Here is a 20,158-nt window from a genome sequence, read left to right as displayed (position 1 = left end):
ACCACCCTACTGGGTTTGCTGAATGTAGAGTAAAATACCCCGTGCGATCGCCTGGGCAATTTGGCTGCGAAATTCTGGTGTGGCAAGTCTTGGCGCATCCTCAGCCCCGGTGACAAACCCCACTTCCACTAATGCAGAAGGCATAGAGGTGCGTCGGATGACAAAAAATCTGCCTCGTTTCACGCCGCGATTCCGCATTCCGGTACTCTGTAATAGACTGTTTTGGATGGCTTCAGCTAGTCCTCGTCCATTTCTGTAATAATAGGTTTCCACGCCATTCACATCGGGACGACTCAGGCTAATTGCATTGGCGTGAATACTGACAAATAGGTCAACATTCGTTTGTTCCGCCAGTTGAACTCGCCCTCTCAGGCTAATAAATCGGTCATCCGATCGCGTTAATATCGTTTGCACACCCTGTTGTTCTAAAAGTGCCGCAACTTGGAGAGAAATGGGCAAAATTACGTTCTTCTCCTGCAAGCCACCAATCCCCACAGCGCCGGGATCTTTGCCCCCATGTCCCGGATCAAGCATCACCACAACGCGACTATTGCGAACTCCAGGAAATACAGTCGGAGGCGGTGAAATCTCTGGCGGTAATCGTTCCGGTGGCGGTACGGGAAGCGAACCTGTTGGCGGTGAAGTGACTCTCCTCTGTCGCAGGGATAGGGCTAAGAGTTGATCGCTGGGTTGATTGAGTTCGCCAATCTGGGTATTTCGATCCGGTTGAACTACAATCACCACAGTACGCGAATCAGGCTGGCGTAGTCTCACCTGGGATAACGGACTATTCACGCCTAGCTGAGGTCCTTGAATTCGGTCAGCCAGTTGAGCATCTGGGATGGTAATTTGGAACTGGTTGGCGCTGGGATTCCAATTTCCCCGCGCCCGAATCCGTCCATTCGCCCGGATTAATAATTGAGTGCCATTTTGGGCGATTTGCACTGATTCAATGGTGGCGAGAGATGTAGCCGCCGTCGGTTCCCGATCAGATCGTCGCGGCGATAAGCCATCAAGCTGCGACGCCGAAACTCCTCTGGGTAATAATACCAAACCGCCAACGGAGCTATAATTCATCTGCCAGTCGGGACTCTCGCGATTCACGTTTAACGTGATCCGAGTTGGGGATGAACCCGACGATTGGGACAATTGAATTTGGCTAACCCCATAGCGATTCACCGACACCGTTTGATTCAGTAAGTCTGGGGGTAGGGTAATTCCGTCCACCTCAAACTCAATGGTTTCGCGATCGCGACTTCGTTCCACCTGAATCTCTTTGGCTTCCCCGTCATTGGTGCGAATGAAAAACCCATCCCGTGTCACCTGAATCGGATCAAGTTGCACACTTGACTCGGTTGTCTCAGGAGAGGGTTCCGGTGGTGTGGGACGAGGTACGGGTTGGGGGGGAGGAGTTGTCGGCGGTAGGGGACGAGGTGCGGGTGCGTTGATCCGCTGCGGTTCAGGAAGTTGTACAAACCACTGTCTCGGTGACGCCCCACGAAACTGAATCTGTTGCGGGTCTATAGTATAACCCGGTGCAATTTCTACCACAATCCGCGTCGTCTGGCGGTCAAACTGTCCCACCCTAATTTCGCGAATCCCTCCCCCTACAGGCTGGCTGACGCTGGGGCGTCCCAACGTCGTACCGGGTAAATCGATAACCAGGCGTAGGGGATTAGGAATCAGTTGGGCTGTGGGTTGAACGCTACCATCTGTGGTAAATTCCAGTTGATTTTGACTCGCATCAAATCGCCACAGCAGAAGTCTGGCGGCTTCTGCGGGTAATGAAACCAGAAACGTACTCCAGAAGCTAATAAGTAGCAGTAGCCACTGAATTTTCCTCATTCCCCTACCCTCACGATTAATCGTTTAACTGCCAATTGCTTGCTCAATGTCAGCCTGGTCTAGTTTACGTCCAATTAGCACTAATCGAGTTTGGCGAGATTCGCCGTTGTGCCACAGTCGATCATAGAATGAATCGAAGCGATTGCCGACTCCTTGCAAGACTAGACGCATGGGTTTATTGGGTACAGACACAAAGCCTTTGATCCGGTAAATCTCCTGCTGTTGCACGAGTTGTTGCAGTTTGGCGATTAGGGTTTTGGGTTCAAAGGGTTGATCGGATATAAATTGGACGGAATTAATCTCATCATCATGGTCGTGGTCGTCCTCGGTATCATGATGACTGGGACGGCTATCTAAATTATCCTCAACGGCGGCGTTAAAACCGAGTAAGAGTTCCGGCTGAATCTGTCCCTGATCACAAGGGACAACCTTAACTCCCGTGGGTAATTGATCCTGTAACCAGTCTTTGATCCGAGTCAGCGTCGCCTGATCGACTAAATCAATTTTCGTCAGCAAGACTAAATCCGCACAAGCCAATTGGTCTTCAAAGAGTTCCTCTATCGGGGTTTCATGGTCTAAATTGGGGTCAGCTTGGCGTTGGGCTTCTAAGGCATTAATGTCACCGACTAAGGTTCCGGCGGCTAACGCCTGACAATCGACCACCGTAATTACTCCATCCACGGTAGCACCGTTGCGAATGGGAGTCCAACGGAAGGCTTGAACTAAGGGTTTGGGTAAGGCTAATCCAGAGGTTTCAATTAGCATACAATCGATGCGATCGCGCCGTTGCAAGAGTTGCTGCATGGTGGGGTAGAATTCTTCCTGAACGGTGCAGCACAGGCAGCCATTGGTCAGTTCGACAATATTATCGTTGGGATTGTCCTCCTCATCGCAAATTTGGCAGGAACGCAATAACTCGCCATCAATACCCACTTCGCCAAACTCATTCACCAGAACCGCTATTTTACGTCCTTGGTTGTTTTGTAGTAAATGGCGCATCAACGTGGTTTTGCCAGAACCGAGAAAACCAGTAATTACAGTTACGGGAATTTTATGCATGATTATTTAACCTCAGGATAAGGGTGGAATTCGTGCTAAGATGCCTTTTTTTAGGGGTTCAGGTCGTTTTGACCAAGGCAATAAACCATCGGGTTGGCTATGGTACAGACTGGCACAGTCTAGGATAGCTGCTGCTGTTTCGGGTAATGTCTCTATATCTATGGGTAAATCCCCAAACAGATACGTGTATTTAGAGGGTGCAGCTAAAGAAACCGCACAAGGGCGACTACAAGCACTCATACACTCAACAGGTTGAAGTTTAAATTCATCCCGGAGTGACCAGTTTTGGTGGAGTTCCTGCAAGGGTTCTAGCAGTTTTTCTCCACCACTTTGACCAACTCGCTTGCCATCTTGCCAAGTGCTGGCGCAGGTTGTACAAACAAATAACGTGTGTTGATTCATGTTGATTCAGTCATATAAGTAGGTGGACATACTTAAAGTGAACGGTGAAGATCGTCATTCGTCATTCGTCATTTGTAAGGGTTTGAGCTTTGTTTACAAAACTTAGTACAGTGACGTTTTCTTTTGTCCGACTACTTAGCATTTTCATTAGAGGTTGTAGTTAGGGTTGAGAGGGTTTATTCCAATCGCGTAACTGTTCTTCCAGGTGACGAATTGTTTTCGGGAACGGCATCGTATTGGGTAAGGATAGATTTGACACTAATACCTGCCAAACCTCCCATAAAATGGGGACAGCCAGGTGTAATTCAGCTAACCTATTGCCTTGGCTAAAAATATCTTGTGCTTCTCCTGACATAATCAGTTGTCCTTCATGTAAAATCACAATCCAATCTGCCCATTGATAGGCAAAGCTTAAATCATGGGTAGCAATCACTAGAGTGGTTCCAGCGGCGTGAATCCGTTCTAACTCCTCCAGGAGATTGCCCGTTTGCACGCTATCTAAATAAGCTGTTGGCTCATCTAATAATAATAGTTCAGGTTGTCGTGCCATTACCCCTGCTAGCGCAACTCGTCGTTTTTGTCCTAAACTGAGGTGATGTAAGGGGTGGTTGGCTAAATCTTGCAAGCCAAATTCGGCTAAGGTTTGTCCAAGCCGCTGCTTTATTTCTGCCTGAGATAACTTTAGAGTATACAACCCATAAGCAATATCCTCGGCTACCGTTCCGGCGACTAATTGTTGTTCTGGATCTTGAAACGCTAGTCCGATTTTTTGTCGCCACTGATTCAGGGAATGGCGGTCATAGTTTAATCGTTCCCTTGCCCAGCGGATTTGTCCCTGCTGGGGTTTTAGGAGTCCATCGGCTAAGAATAATAGGGTTGATTTACCCGACCCATTTTGACCCAGCAAAGCATTTTTTTTTGTAGCCGGAATGGATGAGTTTAGTCCATTCAGCGCTGGTTTCTGTCCACCCGGATAGGTATAATTTATATCTTGAAACTCTAACATTTTTTCGCCCATATAGCAATCCTATTTTAGTTTTAAATATATAGATGAATCAATGGAATAGAGAATAGGCAACAGGGAATAAACAACAAATGACGAATGACGAATGACAAACAACGAATGACGAATGACAAATTCAACGCCTAATAATCCCCCACAACCTAAAACGGCTTCCACTGCATAGCGCTTAGAATAGCGATAGTGATGGAGTAAGCCAACCGGAAATTCCCCAGTAAAGCCTCGTGCTGCCAATCCCAGGGAAAATTGATGATAGCATTGTAATGTCCGCAAAAATAATTGTCCCACCAGGAGTCCTAAACTATGCAGGGTTAAACGCCAAGTGCGATAGCCATTTCGCGCCTGTTGTGCCAATTTTAACTCCTTTGCCGTTTTAAGCAGGATAAAGACAAAGCGATACATTAGTAGCAGGATATCCGTGAGAATAACTGGTACATTTAGCCATTGCATCGTCTGCACAATTTCGATAAAAGGGACAGTACAAAGAATAAAAAACAGACAAGACACACAAGCCAGCGATCGCATGAACACCACGCCAGCTTGTTGACTCCCGCTGCGACTGATATAAAGATACCAGGAACCCAGATTAATGCCACCCCATTGATCCATTGTGGTAACCTCAATGTGAGTTGTGGGGGCGATATTCACGATTAAAGTGGGTAAACTCATGAGTAAGAAGAGAGACGCTAGGGCGATTAATCGCAAGTAAACTTGCCAGCGAATTCCGGCATAACCGATTGTCCATATCCCCATCCATAGAATAATCAGAAATTGCGTCGGTGCATGGCTCAAAAGAGCAATAAACAACACCATTAATGCAAAGCCCAATTTCTGGGCGGGGGGAAGATAACGCAGACGATTCCGGTACGCGATCGCATCAATTTCCAGAGTCATGTTTGTTGATTTAGTCAGACTGTTAATTCCGTTCTGATCGCCCTTTGTATCGTCCAATAACAAAGCCGACAATTCCTGCACCAATTGCCCCCTGGGAAACAAATAACAGAGATTCCGTTTCACCACCAGGCGGTTCGATTAATGGGTCAAACCAAGGTTCATAGTCAGGTTTCACTTCACCAATTACAGCTTCGGCTTCACCATCAGCCCCACCAAATTCCGAGTCCCGAATGAGTAACAGTGGTACAATGGCGAGAACAACGACTCCCAATACCAATACCCAATTATTCCACCCTGTTTTTTCCATTTTCACCGTTTAAGACTCTCCTTTAACTAAATTCAATACAGCTAATTCTTCACGACTGTAGGACATTAGCCAGTTCCACACCAACACAGTTAACAATCCTTCACTAATTGCCAGGGGAATTTGAGTTACCGCGAAAATTCCGGCAAACTTGAGAAATGAAGCCATAATTCCCCCAGTTGCGGCGGGAAATGCCAGCGCTAACTGAACAGATGTAACGATATAAGTCATCAAATTCGCCAAAGCAGCGGCGAAAAAAATAGCGACTTTATGCGCCCCACTCACTTGCATAATTAAACGATAAGTGCCATAGGCGATAAAGGGTCCGACAACTGCCATAGAAAATGCATTTGCCCCCAAGGTTGTTAAACCGCCATGTGCCAACAATAGGGCTTGAAACAGGAGAACTAAACTCCCCAATACACTCATCGTTAATGGACCAAACAACACCGCGCCCAATCCTGTTCCTGTGGGATGGGAGGAACTTCCGGTTACCGACGGTATTTTTAAGGCGGATAAGACAAAAGCAAAGGCACCGGATAGCGCTAGCAGCAATTTCAATTCTGGGTTTTGCTGGGAGATTTGTGTGATTGAACGTAGTCCGAGAATAAAAAAGGGTAGAAAGACAACCCACCAAAAAATTGCCCAACCTGCGGGTAAGAAACCTTCCATGATATGCATAGCAAAGGCGGGTTGCGGGGTAAAGACGATTAAGCCCAAACTTAATCCAGCAATTAAGACTAGATTGATTGTCCGTTTTTTTCGCTTCATTGACAAAATTACCTCTATTCGTAGTGGACTGACAAAGCTAAAATTGTGGGATAGATTTTACTGTTAGAATGGGCGCAAGCCTTGCGCCCCAGAAGATGCTAATCAACCATTTTAGCTGTGCCACGACGCCATCGTGTGTTAGCGTAGCGTAACGCACCTCGGTATTTTTCTGATAATTTGATCGCATTCCAGGTGAGAACACTGTGTATCAAACCGAGGGCAATTCCCCAAACAGCATTTTTGACAAAAATCCGCCCAAGTATACCGTCCCTAGTCGTTGATTTACAGGTTATGAATAGCTTGAGATGAGATAACTCTGAATCTGTAACTCTCTAGCGATGGAGTTCTAATTAGACGGAAAGGAACATCCGATCTCAACCTATTAGTCATGCGTTCAAATTCGAGTCACCTCAGTTTATCGAATCGTTCCTCTGGCATCAGGGCGTTCTGTAGCGATCGCTTCAGCCATTCTAATTGTGACAAATTGAGACTATGCACCATCCGTACCTCGCAGATAAATGTTAACGTTTCGTCCACATCGGCGGGCATTCTGACTCAGAAATCCTAACGAATTTCATTACAGTTGCGGGACAGCGCCGGATTTACACCGAACTTTCCCCGTTACCTCTAATGGCTGCTCCCCATTAGAACCGACTCAGACTAATACTCTACCATGTCGGTTCACCCATAACTACCGTGTGATTTCCTGCTGACTCCAAAACCTGACCTAAAACGATAAGCTTGTTTTATAGAGGTGATTAGCTAAATCTATCAAACTAGGCATAATCACCTAATATCGTGGGATTGTAACCGGGGAAGAAATGATTAAATCCTGGATGGTAATTGGGGCTGTAACCTTAGTCGTAGCGTTTGCGGGTAACTGGTTAACGTCCGATGATGTCCGATGGTTCAACCGCCTGCGCCGTCCCCGATGGTTGACATTTGAGCCGGCGATTCCTTTCATCTGGACGGTGGTTTTTATTTGTGGAGGATGGTCAGCTTATATGGTATGGGAACGTAATCCTGGGAGTTCTCAAACCTGGCTGGTTTTGGGGTTATATTTGCTATTGGAAATAGTAACAATTGCCTATACGCCAGTAATGTGCCGACTTCGCAGTCTCAAGGTGGGTACGATGATTGGGGGGACAGGGGCTATATTGAGTATTATTTTGGCACTTTTAGTTTATTCTATCTCAGTTTGGGCATCGGTTTTACTGTTGCCTTATATTATTTGGAGTCCGATTGGAACCTACACGACTTGGGCAATGATTCGACTGAATCCGCAAGCGGAATAAGTATGGATTGAAGTGTATTTAATTGAGAATATATCACCTGGGTTTATCCTGTAGGGGCGGGTTTCACTACTATCTTTTTGGTGACACCCAGATGTGACTAAACCCGCCCCGAATTGACCCTTCGCTTCCCGTGAAAAGAGCTGTAGGGTGGGCAAGAGGTATCAAGTTTTAGATAGCCGCTTTTAAGGTTTTTGGATTCTTGCCCACCTTAGCTGAAATAGTCTGATTATTGCATAGTGAAAGTATTTACTTATTTTTACCTAAGAAGACTAAACAAATTGAGCTGACCAGAAGTATTAGAAAGAGTTCTAGGTAAATGCCGGATGGCAAGCTGGGATTAGCTCTATTGGGTAAATCTTATTGTTCAAAAGTCGTGAGTTACTGCATGAACCTGACTTGACTATTAATGCTTTTCAAACTTATCCACTTGAAGGTTTAAAAGAAGCGGCATGGCGTAATTATTTTCATAGCTACAATATTAGTATAAATGCCAATACCATGGAAGAAGTGCGATCGCGCATCGAAGACGAGTTATTTTTACCTATCGATGAGACAACTCCGCCTAGAGGTGATGCTGGAGACGGGGATTAAAAAAGGGGGACTTCTAGGATAATTTGCATTGGCGGTAATGTGAGGATGGGAATTACCTTGATTGTAACAAACTGGTTATGCCTCACATCTTGAGTAGAATTCGCGCACATTGGCAAAGTCAGGTAAATTCTGAACAATGCGGGTGAGTTGTAGGAAGTCTGGCTGAGATAGCTGAACTGTCACAGTTACTACTCATACGGCAAGAGGATTGTTCTATTCTGTTTCAGGGCAAGATTTAGTTGTTACAGCTAGCATCATCCATCAGGTGTGCGTTTATTCGTCTATTTCAAAGACGACACCTTCATAAAGCAATTCAATCGGAAATTCAAATTCAATGCTGGATAGAGTGATAGTATCTCCCGCTTGATAAGGATAGTAAAGCCACATTCTTCCCTCTCCGCGAGAGTAACGTTCGACAGAGATTGTTTCCGAGTCAATCAAGATATACTCTTGCAAACTGGCAATTGTCAAATAGTAAGCGAATTTTTCCCCTCTATCCTTAGCACTTGTACCAGGCGAGAGAACTTCTACAATAAGTTTAGGGTTTTGAATAAACTTGCGAGCGTTAAGGTCTTCAGGGTCGCAACTGACGATAACATCAGGATAGTAGTAAATGCTCTTCGGACTCACTTGCACCTTCACGTCTGAGACATTGACCCGACAACCTCTGGAACGCAGATGAGGATACAAGGCTCTGTAGAGATTGAGAGCAATATCGTTATGAGGAATCGTACCACCTGTCATGGCAAAGACTTCACCCTTGACATATTCATAGCGAATCTCTTGCTGAGATTCCCATTCGAGATAGTCCTCAAAGCTCATTTTGGGTGATTGTTGGGGAGTGGCTATCATCGGAAATTGGGGTTGGTAAGGGGGCGAATGGAAACCCCTGTCATTTATGTATGGGCAGGAATTCGCCCTCTTACATAAACAGCAGTCCGACAGGACTTCCTTTGAGAAGCTGTTGGTATCCATTTCCCTTGTGTACACGACTGCATATTTGAATGGAAACCCCTACCGCCTTGGATTGACTTGCTGACGTTCGATGTATTGCGTTCACATGAAAGTCTGGGCAATTACAGACTCGTGCTTTTAATCTGTACGCATAAGGGTTGCTTGATTGGGCTTATGCCCCTCCCGTTTCCGGGGTAATGTTTGCCTCGCCAATGTTAACGGTCGGCACTTTCTCAACACACTGGCTTAACCCTATACACCTGTTTAATGCTGAGATTCTAGCAGCTCAGGGCTGGCACGCACCCCAAGGTAGGACGTTTGGCACTTGCCGTTAACGTAGTTCGCTAAGAACTTAGGCTGGTCAGGTATGGGCTTGAATCAAGCCCCCGCCTTTAGGCGTGGGGTTCCTGACAACCAAGATTGTTCAAGATTGCTTTGATTGTAGCAGTAGGGGCATAGGATGACCCTAGGCAACCTCTCGCCCATTTCCTTGAAATCCTGCCATAAGTCCTCCAATTCTGACCGACGGCTGCTGCTTGACGCCTCCAGAATAACGGTTGCTACTCCTATAATGTAATGGTCAAAGACTAGCACGGGGAATTTTTGGACGAGGGAATTCTGATGACGATTCGCGAAACCACCATTGCCAAATTGCAACAATTGCCGGAGCCACTTTTACAGGAAGTCAGCGACTTTATTGACTTTTTGAGGTACAAGCAACAACACAGCACGGCTACAGATAAACCCAACAGTGATGTAAAAAAAGCATGGCGACAATGGTTTGAGTCGGTCGATCACCTAGAGGTTTCTCCTCATCAACCAACCAGTAACTATCAACAACTTGTGCTGACTAAGTATCGAAAGCAGGGAGTCATAACTTAACCAGATACGATTAATAATAAATGAAAGAAAACCATCCTTTGAGTAAAATCCCTGTCAACACCCTCTCACCTTTCCACCCCCAACCTCTCAAATAAATCCGTGAAATCAGTGTCATTCCCCTCTCACCTCCCCACCCCAATCTCTCAAATAAATCCGTGAAATCAGTGTTTTGACAAATGACAAATGACAAACTCAGTATTAGTGCGATCGCGATTCGCCGCCATATCGGTACCCTCGTCTTAACCCTAGCCGTTATTGTGCTGGGGATATTCTTTATTCTCCAGATTCAGGTCGATTTATTACCCTCGATTACCTATCCCCGGATTGGCTTACGTTTAGGAGCGCCCGGTATCTCCCCAGAGGTGGCGGTTGAGGAAATTACTAAACCCTTGGAACAAGGATTAAGTGCGACGGAGGGCGTTATCCAAGTCTTCTCCCAAACTCGCGAGGGACGAATTAGTTTAGACCTGTTTTTTCGACCCGGCGGTGATATTGACCAGGCGCTAAATGATGCAACAGCGGCGTATAATCGCGCTCAATCAAATTTACCCGAAATTATCGAAGAACCGCGTTTATTTAAGTTTGACCCGTCTCAATTACCCGTTTATGAATTAGCCCTAAAATCTTCATCCCTAAAAGACGTAGATTTGCGCGTTTTTGCCGATGAAGAACTTAGCCGTGAACTAAGTGTGGTTCCTGGCGTCGCCTCGGTGGATGTGTCTGGCGGAGTGAGCGAAGAGGTTCGAGTGCTGATTGATCCGAATCGTTTACAGCGATTAGGATTAGGATTAACCGATGTCCTTGATGCCCTAGATGAACGGAATCAAGATGTAGCCGGGGGACGACTACGGGGGGAAGAGTCGGAACCTTTGACGCGAACGATGGGACGTTTCCAGGATGCGGCAGAACTGCGGAATTTGTCCTTTGAAATAGACGATACCGACGCCACCAATCTGTCTCGTCGGGTCTATCTGCGCGATTTTGCTGAGGTAATTGATGGGACGGAAGATAGACGGGTATTTGTCTTTCTGAATGGAGAACCAGCAGTTAAAGTTAGTATTCAGAAACAACCGGATGCGAATACGATTGAAGTGGTCAATGGAGTGAAAAAACGCATTGAACAGCTACGGCAATCCGGTTTAATTACAGAGGATATTGAATTAGTAGCGACGTTGGATGAATCTATTTTTATCCAAAATTCTATTGCCAATGTAACCAGTGCGGGGTTAGTGGGAGCAACATTAGCCGCGTTTGCCGTTTTGTTGTTCTTGGGTTCATTGCGGCAAACTTTAATTATTGTCATCGCCATTCCTCTCGCCACCCTAGCCGCTGTGATTTTAATGAAATTATTTGGCTTATCCCTAAATGTGTTTAGTTTAGGGGGATTGGCGTTAGGTGTAGGGATTGTCGTGGATAATGCGATCGTTATGCTAGAAACGATCGCGGTGGGTGTGTCTGATAATCCAGGTGTAGGAACAGCTTTAACCGATAAGGTTGCGGAGAAAACCGATAACGGAACTCAACCCACCCCGTCTCAATCCATCATTTCTCAAGCTGAACAATGTTCTCAAGATGTCGAATCAGCGCTGATAGCCTCCACCAGTACCAACTTAGTCGCTGTTCTACCTTTTTTACTCATTGGTGGCTTTTTCTCCCTCCTGTTTAGTGAATTAATTTTAACGATTAGTTTTGCTGTCGCTGCGTCGTTAGTTGTGGCGTTGACAGTCGTCCCCATGCTGTCTTCTCGCCTATTAGCCATTCCTCGATCCAGTGGTTTAAATCGATTTTGGCTATTGCAAGCCTTTAATCGTCGCTTTGCAGCCGCAACTCGGAGTTACCAAGGGTTTCTAGCGCGGGTGCTGCGGTATCGTATTTTAGTCATCGCCCTGGCTGTTTTAATTCTAGGCGGCGGAAGTTTAGCCTTAGCCAGTCAAATTCCCCAAGAAATTCTGCCCCGAATTGATACCGGACAAGCCCGGATGTTTGCCCAATTTCCACCAGGAACTACTCTAGAACAAAATCGCCAAGTGATGATGGCGGTGGATGATATTCTCTTGGCGCAGCCAGAAACTGAGTATGCGTTTACTACATCCGGCGGGTTTTTGTTTGGTGGAAATACCTCAGAAAACCTGTTACGAGGGACGAGTACAATTGCGCTGAAATCAGATAGTAATGTCGAGACATTTATTGGACGAGTCAATCAGGAATTGCAGACATTAAATTTAGTCCAAACTCGTCTGCGCCTCAGCCCGGGTGAAGTGCGGGGGATTATTTTAAGTAATTCACCCGTTCGTGGGGCGGATTTAGATATTGGCTTACAAGGAACCAATACACAGCAATTAGAAGCAGGTGGGCGTCAAGTCTTAAAAGCGTTAGATGAACGCGCAACCTTAGCCCGATTTCGCCCCGATGCAGATGATCGCCAACCCGAAATTCAGATTCGTCCCGACTGGGAACGAGTCGCCCAATTGGGTTTAACTGCACAGGAAATTGGGGATACCATCCAAACCGCGATCGCAGGTTCGGTATCGACACAGTTACAACGGGGCGATCGCTTGGTGGATGTGCGGGTACAGCTTGATCAAGCGGCGATTCAGCGTGTGTCTCAGATCAAAGAGTTACCCCTATTTACCAATAATAATCGCCAAATAAAATTGGGGGATGTCGCCGCAATTGATCAAGGACAAGCGCCAGGTGAAATTCAGCGGATTAATCAGCGCCAGGTGTTCTTAATTGCAGGGACACTAAATGAAGGTGCAACGCTGAGTGAGGCGTTAGCGGAAACCAATGCGGTATTAGCTGAATTAGATTTACCGGAGGGGGTTTCTATTTTACCCAGTTCCGCCAGTGAAACCAATCAGCAACTCCAAAATTCCCTGAAAATGCTGGGAGGATTAGCCGCGTTTATGGTGTTTGTGGTGATGGCGGTGCAGTATAATTCCCTAATTGACCCCTTGGTGATTATGCTGACTGTACCCCTCGCCTTAGCCGGGGGAATTTTGGGACTCTATGTCACCCAAACCGCCATGGGCGCAACGGTTCTGGTGGGGGCGGTACTGCTGGTAGGGATTGTGGTGAATAACGCGATCGTGATGGTGGAGTTTGCCAATCAAATTTATTACCGGGAAAAAGTTGACCGCAAAACCGCCATTTTGCAAGCCGCACCGCAACGTTTGCGACCAATTTTGATGACCACAATTACCACAGTTTTAGGCTTGTTTCCTTTAGCATTAGGCATTGGCAAAGGGTCAGAGTTTTTACAACCGTTAGGTGTGGTTGTGTTTTCGGGATTATCACTAGCAACGGGATTAACGTTATTTATTATTCCCTGTTTCTATACGTTGCTTCATGATAGTTTTGGGGATAAGAATCGTAAAAAAGGAGCCAGGGTAAGAACAGGGAAAAAGAACCAGGGAACAGAAAACCGGGATAAGACTAGAGCATCAGTGTAGTAATAGCCGTTAGCAGTAGAGACGTTCCGCTGGAACGTCTCCAATCATGGGAAGTCAAATGGAGATATGGGAGATAGTAGAAAATTATAATTGTTATAACCCGCGAAGGCGGGTTTGGTCTGTGTAGCTGCGGTTTAAACCGCCCAGCTTGATTCTTATGAACTACTCCCTCATCTCATCAGAATCCCCGTAAGGGACTAACTTCCAGCACACCATTCGGCTTAAACACCACCTGAAACTGAGCTAAGGGTTGGTCGGGAACAAATCCGGTTTCCCCACTGCCAATACCAGCCGCTTCTGGGTCAGCTAATTCTGCCAACGGTGTTTCCGCTACATAATCCCAAGCGGGTTGATTGGTCGGTTCGTAGTCCGCGATCGTGCCATCTTCGGTGACAGCCACTCGGTAATTTAATGGTCTTCGTGATAACGATGTTCCTTCCCACCGTTCGTCTAACGTGTTGTAGAGTTGATTATTTAATCCTCTGAGTAACCTGCGATCGGTGATTTCTGGTCCTAAACCAGGTTCTTCCTGATAGCCTTGCCAAGGGCTGACTTGCAACACACCACCTGGGGTAAATACCACCCGGAATAAAGCAAAGGTTTCGCGAGTTGCTGTACCGCCTTCTGTAGGAATATAGCTCAACTCCGGTAAAGGCGTGTTTTCTGCACTATCAATAGGCGTATCCTCAATCGGCTTATACCCAATAATATCTCCGTCTCCGCCAACCGTAACCTGATACTCTAAATTCTGACTTAACCCTTCCCGGTTATCCCATTCTTGATCAAGTTCTCTGTACAGATAACGCTTCAAATAACTCAACTCCGTGGGATTCGTAATCTCTTGAGTGTCGGTTAATTCGTCTTCCAGTTCAGCCGCCGAAGGGGGACTTGAGGTGGGAGTTGGCGTCACCTGATCGGGGCTATCTGGAGTTGGGGAGGTTGTTTCCGAAACCTCCGACTCAGAAGCTGGCTTGGGCGGACGCACTTCTGGAACGGGTACAAAGAACAATGCCAACCCCACTACCGCTAAACTCGTCACCCCGATCGCAGCAGGTGCGCTTCTTTGGGCGACGGATTTGTCAGCTTGGCGATACCGTCGGGAAATCGCTTGTAAGGGTACAGTTAGCTCGGGCAACGTGCGCTGATCCGCCTGGAACTGATCGATCGCCTCAACTAAATCAAATAACTGTACCGTGGTTAAATCCAGTTGTACAGGGTTTTGACCATCCATCCCTCCCCCAGCCGTCCCAGATGCGCTATGGGCATCAGCAGGAACACCCGAAAGTGCCTCGGCGGGTTGTCCCACCTTTAAACGGTGCAAGTTTTTATCCGGAAGTGATTGTAACTGCACTAAAGGCGGTTTAGCGCCATCAAGTTGGGGGTGAGGGACATGACTCAAAAATTCTTGAGCATACCGACTGACCGACTGAACTAGGTTCTCAAAAAAATCTCGTCCGCCGCTAATGGGTTGCGGCTGACCCATAAAACGGCATTCTGCATTAACCAGAATCGTCATCAGTGGGCGAGTATCAAGCTGATCTCCCCCTGTGGTTGTATCACTTAATCCCTCTAGGATCAGCGTACAGTTGGGCAAACTGTACTGGCGTCGAATTGTCATCGTTTTTTCCTTATGGAACCCAATATTATAGCCAATGCCGATAGTTGACATCTACGGAGCGACCATTTCATCAGATCGTTCATCCAACTTCTCCATCAAACAAACTGATCCAAAATCGCTGCATACCAGAGGTTCCTGTACAAAACAGCAACTGCGCTAACAGCGACAATGCTAGCTCATTTAACTTTTCATCGGTATTGTAGATAGAAACTTTTGCCCGTCGTGGGTTCATCCGGCTGCGGAAATGCGCCCGGAACCGCTCTAGATAGGAGGACAAGCGAAAATGTTGTTCGATGGGAACCTGCTTTTGACTCAGTTGTTCGTAAGCCAGAAGCAGTTGGCGAATTACAACCGTCATCCGGCGAGCCAAATAACTGGCGATAATTACCAAGGCTTTCGCTTCTTCTAGGTTCAGCGGGCGGCGCGTGTGAGAGCGTCGTAAGGGATTAGTGCAGCGTAGACGCCAAAGAACCACACGATTGTTGATAATATCCTGTAGTTCTAGCTGTTTAGCGACGAGCAGCATCGCCTCAGACCCCCCCAGTTCCAGCGCTTCAATGGCAAGTAAAATCAGGTCAATCTGCTGCCGACTTCGCGACGGGCATCCCCGATCTGAGATACCAGGATCGGGTAAATTATCTAAAATAACGGGATGAGATGGGGCATCAGGACTGTTTGTCGGCATTACGCTTACAGAAAGAATCATTGAAAATTGGGGTTGGTAAGGGAACGAATGGAAACCCCTGTCATTTATGTATGGGGAGGAATTCGTCCCCTTACATAAACAGCAGTCCGACAGGACTTCCGAGAGAAAGTGTATTGGTATCCATCCTTCCCTTGTACACGACTGCAATATTTGTGGCTAATGCCTTGGACTAAGCCATTGGGTGTTGCAATGTTGAAACTACCTGTAGTTCGTACAGCAATACGACCCATGTAAGTTCCTATCTTTTTGCCTTTAGTGACAATCGCTTTGACGATATCACCAGTCTGAAAACCATGAACAAATTTGCTCCTAGGGACATAACGTACAGGAAAGCCGTACTTGTCAGTGCGACACACCTTCCGAGTACCATGACCTGTGGTGTCTACTCGATGCTGGAGACTAGGAGCCAGCCAACCATAGGCGCGATTACGATTGTTGAATCGGGGCTTACGATAACGGGTATGTCGATTCCGTCTCCCTCGCCGTAGGGCGCGGCGAGACTCTAGGGACTGTTTAATTGAGTAGCCGCGATGATTTAATTCGGCTGCCCAAATTATTGTGTTGTCCTTGAGGATAGAAATACCCGTTGTCCTGCTACCAGGATCTAACTTGAGTCGATACTCTTGTTGATTATCACAATCCTCCTCCACATTTTTGAGCATGATGGTAAATGGATAGCGTCGCAGTACGACGGCTTTTCCTTCTTTGAGAAACTTCCTTGCCCGTGCCGGATGACATGGGTTGAGAGGTTTTCTGTTTTTGTCTACAACTAGAACAAACATGAGTTGATTATCTCCTGTTTCCAGGGTAAAGTTTGCCTCGAAGTGGTTATTGGGCGGTACTTTATCCAACACACTGGCTTAACCCTTGTACACCTGTTTAATGCTGGATTTCGAGAGCTACAGGCTGGCACGCACCCGTAGGTCGGAACTTTAACGCTTCCCCATAACGGCTACCAGATTACTCTGGTCTTCTGGTCAGGTATGGGCTAAATTCCAAGCCCCCAGCTTGTAGCTGTGGGGTTCCTGACTGAATCTAAGTAGCGATTGTAGTTGAACTTGTCTTCTATACAGAAATAATTTCCAATTAAATTAGAGATTATGTGGAATACCTGACTTTTTTATCTCAGCATTTGTGCCGTTGACCAAAATTGAGCAATTGTCATCATTGAATGGTGGCTGGATTGGATCGCCGCCCAGAATTATGGGTATTGGCTAGACAGTGTCCGGAATAGCTTATCTCCTCATCGTTCAACCTCTGAACTTCTAGTGTACGATTTGGCTGGTAGCCAATGGCAACTCACTGACCCACCCTTTCCGATGCGATCATGGCACAATAATTCACAATCGGTCTCCTGCCTTGATTCAATTGTTAAACCCTTTGCTCAAGAAGCTTATCTACCTATGGATTTAAAGTCGCTGATTCGGGATATCCCGGATTTTCCCAAACCTGGAATCGTATTTCGGGATATCACCCCCCTGCTGCGCCACCCAGAGGGACTACGCTACACGATTGACCTCTTGGCTCAAACCTGTAAACAGGCAGGACTCACACCAGATTATGTGGTTGGTATCGAATCCCGTGGCTTTATTTTTGGTCCTCCTCTCGCTTATCAACTCGGCGCTGGGTTTATCCCTGTGCGTAAACCCGGTAAACTTCCCGCCGCTGTCCATACCATTGAGTATGAACTCGAATATGGTATGGATCGCTTAGAAGTTCATCAAGATGCCTTTGATTCCGGTTGCCGTATTCTGATTGCCGATGATTTAATCGCTACTGGAGGCACTGCTGCCGCGACTGCCAAGCTGGTGCAAACGATTGGCTGTGAACTGGTGGGCTTTAGTTTTATCATCGAACTAAGGGATTTACAGGGGCGTCAAAAGCTGCCTGATGTACCGATTGTTAACTTGGTTGAGTATTAGGCAGTAGTGATTGGTGATTGGTTCCGTTCTTCAATTCAAACAAAACACCCATGACTTCTTCAACACAGGATTCTTCAACTCGTCAGGGCTTAGATGAGGCATGGACGGGGTTTCTACGGATTGTCACCAGTGAGACGTTTCTCTACATCGTCAAACGTCTCCTGCAAGCTTTATTGACCTTATTGCTGGCATCAGCGCTCAGTTTTGCCATTATGCAATTGACTCCGGGAAATATTTTGGACACTTATCGGTTAGATCCGAAAAGAACGCCGGAAAGCATTGAGCAACTCAGAGTACAATTTGGCTGGGATAAACCTGCCCATGTACAGTATGGGCTTTGGCTATGGAGAGTATTTACTAAAGGAGACTTTGGTGAAAGTGTTCTTTATCCTAATCGTTCCGTATCATCCCTACTCTGGGAACGTATCCCTGCCACATTATTGCTTGCTATTTCTTCGATTATCATCACTTGGGCGATCGCGATTCCGCTAGGAATTATTGCCGCTGTCAAGCAAAGCCGCTTTAGCGATCGCGCTTTACAGGTGATTAGCTATACCGGTCAAGGCTTTCCTAGCTTTATTACTGCTTTGGTGCTGCTGATTATCGCCCAATACACCTCACCGCTGTTTCCGGTGGGTGGCATGACCAGTATTAATCATGCCGATTTGTCTCCCATTGGTAAAGTCCTGGATATTGGATGGCACATGATTTTACCCACCCTTGCCCTCTCGATCACCAGTTTTGCTGGACTTCAACGGATTACACGCGGGGCAATGTTGGATGTTTTGCGGCAAGATTATATCCAAACAGCCCGTGCCAAGGGACTTCCGGAAAATCGAGTCATCTATGTCCATGCCTTACGGAATGCCATTAATCCCCTAATCACTATCCTGGGTTTTGAATTTGCTAGCTTGTTAAGTGGTGCATTTATTGCTGAATTTTTCTTTAATTGGCCCGGTTTAGGGCGATTGACATTACAAGCGGTCACGGCTAAAGATACCTATCTGGTGATGGCAGCCTTGATGATGGCGGCGGTGATGCTGATTGTCGGTAACTTACTGGCTGATTTGCTACTCAAATTTGTTGACCCGCGCATTCGCCTCGAAAATCTCAAATAATTGAATCGGAAGTCAAACCTATCAATTAGGGGTAGGTTTAGGGGCGGGTTTAGCCCCATCTGGGTGGAGAAAAAAAGGATAGTCGTGAAACCCGCCTCTACAGAAGGAATGACCAATGACCAATGACCAATGACCAATGACCAATGACCAATGACCAATGACCAATGACCAATGACCAATGACCAATGACCAATGACCAATGACCAATGACCAATGACCAATGACCAATGTTTAGCCAAATCTATTACTTAATTCTTTCCAGAGTTGATGGTCGCTATCTCGTCGCCCAGCCTAATGCTAGGGATCGTGAGATGGGGGCAGGTTACTTATTGATGTTTCGCGAACGGTTTGAAGCTCTCAGCTATCTGAATAGCCATGCGGCTGATCTGAGCGATCGCTTTGCCGTTGAGTCGGTTTCCGGAACCCAGTTAAAAGGATTACTCCAACGCTGGGGATTTCATGGGGTCGGGATTGTACAAGACCCTTTGATTCCCAAAATAGAGTTTCTATCTTATGGGGGGTGACATCAATGTCTTACGTCTAAGGATAAGTATTCTGCCCAGATTCTGAAAATAAATTAAGTCAAGATTACGCCAAATTCTATCTTTAGTTCAACAACCCTACGCTACTGACGTAGAGCGTAGGGATTGCCGGACAAACGGCAATTTAAACCGTTGAATACCGCACAGAGTCTAAACCTAGTACAAACTCTTGGATACTTCCCTAGTCCAAGTTATCTTTAAGACTTTTTGTCGAGTCGCTATTCAGTTAGGACATCTTGGTTTAGATGCGGGAAGGGACTATACACTCACTCGTGAGGATTATCTCCATGTTACGAGTACCAGTTTTATCAAAGTCAGGCAAGCCCTTAATACCAACCAAGCCTAGCCGTGCTAGACGTTGGTTAAAAGAAAGTAAAGCCAAAATCGTACACAACGACTTAGACTGCTTTGCTATTCAGCTAACCTTTGACCCTTCGGCTTCGCGGCAATTGAGCCTGTCGAAATTCAGGGTCAACACCGAGCGAAGCCGAGGTGTTGAAACAGAGGAGGATACTCAGCCGATAGCCATAGGTATAGATCCTGGCAAAGGCTATTCAGGTATTGGGGTTCAATCAAGCCGTTTTACTCTCTGGATGGGGCATCTAGTCTTGCCGTTCAAAACGGTCAAAGAACGGATGGAGTTACGGCGGGTTATGCGTAGGTCAAGGAGAGGGAGACGGATTAACCGAAAGTTACCCTACTCTGAGCGGTGTCATCGTCAAAAGCGGTTTGAGAATCGCAAGCAAGCCAAACTACCTCCCTCAATTCGAGCCAATAGACAG

General features: G+C 46.5%; 21 protein-coding genes and 1 riboswitch. Of the genes, 8 read left to right on the top strand and 13 right to left on the bottom strand.

Features of this window, described 5'->3' with window-relative positions:
* Positions 1-6: 6 nt before the first annotated feature.
* The 8 genes from RIC07_RS12110 to RIC07_RS12075 form a co-directional block, all read right to left on the bottom strand.
* Positions 7-1,845: an N-acetylmuramoyl-L-alanine amidase gene (locus RIC07_RS12110; protein ID WP_446394754.1), complete on the bottom strand. Its 1,839-nt coding sequence runs from the start codon at positions 1,843-1,845 to the stop codon at positions 7-9.
* 24 nt (positions 1,846-1,869) lie between these two features.
* Complete coding sequence (gene cobW / locus RIC07_RS12105; RefSeq protein ID WP_446394753.1) at positions 1,870-2,904, bottom strand: cobalamin biosynthesis protein CobW; 1,035 nt, start codon at positions 2,902-2,904, stop codon at positions 1,870-1,872.
* Between the two features lie 12 nt (positions 2,905-2,916).
* Positions 2,917-3,306: a DUF1636 family protein gene (locus RIC07_RS12100; protein ID WP_446394752.1), complete on the bottom strand. Its 390-nt coding sequence runs from the start codon at positions 3,304-3,306 to the stop codon at positions 2,917-2,919.
* Between the two features lie 160 nt (positions 3,307-3,466).
* Entirely contained in the window at positions 3,467-4,324 is an 858-nt protein-coding gene (locus RIC07_RS12095) for an energy-coupling factor ABC transporter ATP-binding protein (protein WP_446394751.1), read from the bottom strand.
* Between the two features lie 9 nt (positions 4,325-4,333).
* Positions 4,334-5,221: a cobalt ECF transporter T component CbiQ gene (gene cbiQ, locus RIC07_RS12090; RefSeq protein ID WP_446394750.1), complete on the bottom strand. Its 888-nt coding sequence runs from the start codon at positions 5,219-5,221 to the stop codon at positions 4,334-4,336.
* A 22-nt stretch (positions 5,222-5,243) separates the two neighbouring features.
* Positions 5,244-5,528, bottom strand: a complete 285-nt coding sequence (locus RIC07_RS12085; RefSeq protein ID WP_446394782.1) for an energy-coupling factor ABC transporter substrate-binding protein — start codon at positions 5,526-5,528, stop codon at positions 5,244-5,246.
* A gap of 9 nt (positions 5,529-5,537) precedes the next feature.
* Positions 5,538-6,296 (bottom strand): energy-coupling factor ABC transporter permease, encoded by a 759-nt coding sequence (locus tag RIC07_RS12080; RefSeq protein ID WP_446394749.1) that lies wholly within the window; start codon positions 6,294-6,296, stop codon positions 5,538-5,540.
* A gap of 405 nt (positions 6,297-6,701) precedes the next feature.
* Positions 6,702-6,845 carry a hypothetical protein gene (locus RIC07_RS12075; protein ID WP_446394748.1) on the bottom strand — a complete coding sequence of 48 codons (144 nt, stop codon included), beginning with the start codon at positions 6,843-6,845 and terminating at the stop codon, positions 6,702-6,704.
* Positions 6,820-6,966, bottom strand: a riboswitch (cobalamin riboswitch). Its footprint overlaps the gene before it by 26 nt.
* A gap of 151 nt (positions 6,967-7,117) precedes the next feature.
* Between RIC07_RS12075 and RIC07_RS12070 the strand changes: the two genes are divergently transcribed.
* Together RIC07_RS12070 and RIC07_RS12065 are read left to right on the top strand one after the other, a co-directional pair.
* A complete protein-coding gene (locus RIC07_RS12070) occupies positions 7,118-7,591 on the top strand; it encodes a TspO/MBR family protein (RefSeq protein WP_446394747.1) in 474 nt (157 codons plus the stop codon).
* 360 nt (positions 7,592-7,951) lie between these two features.
* Complete coding sequence (locus RIC07_RS12065) at positions 7,952-8,182, top strand: hypothetical protein (protein WP_446394746.1); 231 nt, start codon at positions 7,952-7,954, stop codon at positions 8,180-8,182.
* A 273-nt stretch (positions 8,183-8,455) separates the two neighbouring features.
* Here RIC07_RS12065 and RIC07_RS12060 read toward each other — a convergent pair whose 3' ends face one another.
* Positions 8,456-9,034, bottom strand: a complete 579-nt coding sequence (locus RIC07_RS12060; protein ID WP_446394745.1) for a Uma2 family endonuclease — start codon at positions 9,032-9,034, stop codon at positions 8,456-8,458.
* 723 nt (positions 9,035-9,757) lie between these two features.
* Here RIC07_RS12060 and RIC07_RS12055 point away from each other — a divergent pair.
* Entirely contained in the window at positions 9,758-10,018 is a 261-nt protein-coding gene (locus RIC07_RS12055; protein WP_446394744.1) for a DUF2281 domain-containing protein, read from the top strand.
* A gap of 176 nt (positions 10,019-10,194) precedes the next feature.
* Positions 10,195-13,470: an efflux RND transporter permease subunit gene (locus RIC07_RS12050; protein ID WP_446394743.1), complete on the top strand. Its 3,276-nt coding sequence runs from the start codon at positions 10,195-10,197 to the stop codon at positions 13,468-13,470.
* A 178-nt stretch (positions 13,471-13,648) separates the two neighbouring features.
* Here the strand turns inward: RIC07_RS12050 and RIC07_RS12045 are convergent, their stop codons facing one another.
* From RIC07_RS12045 to iscB, 3 genes are all read right to left on the bottom strand, one after another.
* Positions 13,649-15,088: a DUF4335 domain-containing protein gene (locus RIC07_RS12045; RefSeq protein ID WP_446394742.1), complete on the bottom strand. Its 1,440-nt coding sequence runs from the start codon at positions 15,086-15,088 to the stop codon at positions 13,649-13,651.
* Positions 15,089-15,167: 79 nt separating this feature from the next.
* Positions 15,168-15,794 (bottom strand): DUF3038 domain-containing protein, encoded by a 627-nt coding sequence (locus RIC07_RS12040; protein ID WP_446394741.1) that lies wholly within the window; start codon positions 15,792-15,794, stop codon positions 15,168-15,170.
* Between the two features lie 44 nt (positions 15,795-15,838).
* Entirely contained in the window at positions 15,839-16,576 is a 738-nt protein-coding gene (gene iscB, locus RIC07_RS12035; protein WP_446394781.1) for an RNA-guided endonuclease IscB, read from the bottom strand.
* 621 nt (positions 16,577-17,197) lie between these two features.
* Between iscB and RIC07_RS12030 the strand changes: the two genes are divergently transcribed.
* Positions 17,198-17,716 (top strand): adenine phosphoribosyltransferase, encoded by a 519-nt coding sequence (locus tag RIC07_RS12030; RefSeq protein WP_446394780.1) that lies wholly within the window; start codon positions 17,198-17,200, stop codon positions 17,714-17,716.
* A gap of 50 nt (positions 17,717-17,766) precedes the next feature.
* The gene (locus RIC07_RS12025; RefSeq protein ID WP_446394740.1) at positions 17,767-18,834 is read left to right on the top strand and encodes an ABC transporter permease; all 1,068 of its coding nucleotides are present in this window, start codon (positions 17,767-17,769) and stop codon (positions 18,832-18,834) included.
* Positions 18,835-18,855: 21 nt separating this feature from the next.
* Here the strand turns inward: RIC07_RS12025 and RIC07_RS12020 are convergent, their stop codons facing one another.
* Positions 18,856-19,062 (bottom strand): hypothetical protein, encoded by a 207-nt coding sequence (locus RIC07_RS12020; RefSeq protein WP_446394739.1) that lies wholly within the window; start codon positions 19,060-19,062, stop codon positions 18,856-18,858.
* Between RIC07_RS12020 and RIC07_RS12015 the strand changes: the two genes are divergently transcribed.
* Together RIC07_RS12015 and RIC07_RS12010 are read left to right on the top strand one after the other, a co-directional pair.
* A complete protein-coding gene (locus RIC07_RS12015; protein WP_006103659.1) occupies positions 19,062-19,358 on the top strand; it encodes a hypothetical protein in 297 nt (98 codons plus the stop codon). The genes RIC07_RS12020 and RIC07_RS12015 overlap by 1 nt on opposite strands.
* 305 nt (positions 19,359-19,663) lie before the next feature.
* Positions 19,664-20,158: RRXRR domain-containing protein (locus RIC07_RS12010; RefSeq protein ID WP_446394738.1), on the top strand; the 495-nt coding region annotated here is incomplete at its 3' end.

Source organism: Coleofasciculus sp. E1-EBD-02 (assembly GCF_040218245.1).
Lineage (GTDB): Bacteria > Cyanobacteriota > Cyanobacteriia > Cyanobacteriales > Coleofasciculaceae > Coleofasciculus.
Note: the sequence above shows the minus strand (reverse complement) of the source record. Positions and strands in the feature narration are given on the sequence as shown.

Coding starts and splice junctions, on each gene's coding strand:
- RIC07_RS12070 (WP_446394747.1), top strand. CDS start 7,118: ATGATTAAATCCTGGATGGTAATTGGGGCTGTAACCTTAGTCGTAGCG.
- RIC07_RS12050 (WP_446394743.1), top strand. CDS start 10,195: ATGACAAATGACAAACTCAGTATTAGTGCGATCGCGATTCGCCGCCAT.
- RIC07_RS12055 (WP_446394744.1), top strand. CDS start 9,758: ATGACGATTCGCGAAACCACCATTGCCAAATTGCAACAATTGCCGGAG.
- RIC07_RS12095 (WP_446394751.1), bottom strand. CDS start 4,324: ATGGGCGAAAAAATGTTAGAGTTTCAAGATATAAATTATACCTATCCG.
- RIC07_RS12060 (WP_446394745.1), bottom strand. CDS start 9,034: ATGATAGCCACTCCCCAACAATCACCCAAAATGAGCTTTGAGGACTAT.
- cobW (WP_446394753.1), bottom strand. CDS start 2,904: ATGCATAAAATTCCCGTAACTGTAATTACTGGTTTTCTCGGTTCTGGC.
- RIC07_RS12075 (WP_446394748.1), bottom strand. CDS start 6,845: ATGCCCGCCGATGTGGACGAAACGTTAACATTTATCTGCGAGGTACGG.
- iscB (WP_446394781.1), bottom strand. CDS start 16,576: ATGTTTGTTCTAGTTGTAGACAAAAACAGAAAACCTCTCAACCCATGT.
- RIC07_RS12085 (WP_446394782.1), bottom strand. CDS start 5,528: ATGGAAAAAACAGGGTGGAATAATTGGGTATTGGTATTGGGAGTCGTT.
- RIC07_RS12040 (WP_446394741.1), bottom strand. CDS start 15,794: ATGATTCTTTCTGTAAGCGTAATGCCGACAAACAGTCCTGATGCCCCA.
- RIC07_RS12025 (WP_446394740.1), top strand. CDS start 17,767: ATGACTTCTTCAACACAGGATTCTTCAACTCGTCAGGGCTTAGATGAG.
- RIC07_RS12100 (WP_446394752.1), bottom strand. CDS start 3,306: ATGAATCAACACACGTTATTTGTTTGTACAACCTGCGCCAGCACTTGG.
- RIC07_RS12110 (WP_446394754.1), bottom strand. CDS start 1,845: ATGAGGAAAATTCAGTGGCTACTGCTACTTATTAGCTTCTGGAGTACG.
- RIC07_RS12080 (WP_446394749.1), bottom strand. CDS start 6,296: ATGAAGCGAAAAAAACGGACAATCAATCTAGTCTTAATTGCTGGATTA.
- RIC07_RS12015 (WP_006103659.1), top strand. CDS start 19,062: ATGTTTAGCCAAATCTATTACTTAATTCTTTCCAGAGTTGATGGTCGC.
- RIC07_RS12045 (WP_446394742.1), bottom strand. CDS start 15,088: ATGACAATTCGACGCCAGTACAGTTTGCCCAACTGTACGCTGATCCTA.
- RIC07_RS12030 (WP_446394780.1), top strand. CDS start 17,198: ATGGATTTAAAGTCGCTGATTCGGGATATCCCGGATTTTCCCAAACCT.
- cbiQ (WP_446394750.1), bottom strand. CDS start 5,221: ATGACTCTGGAAATTGATGCGATCGCGTACCGGAATCGTCTGCGTTAT.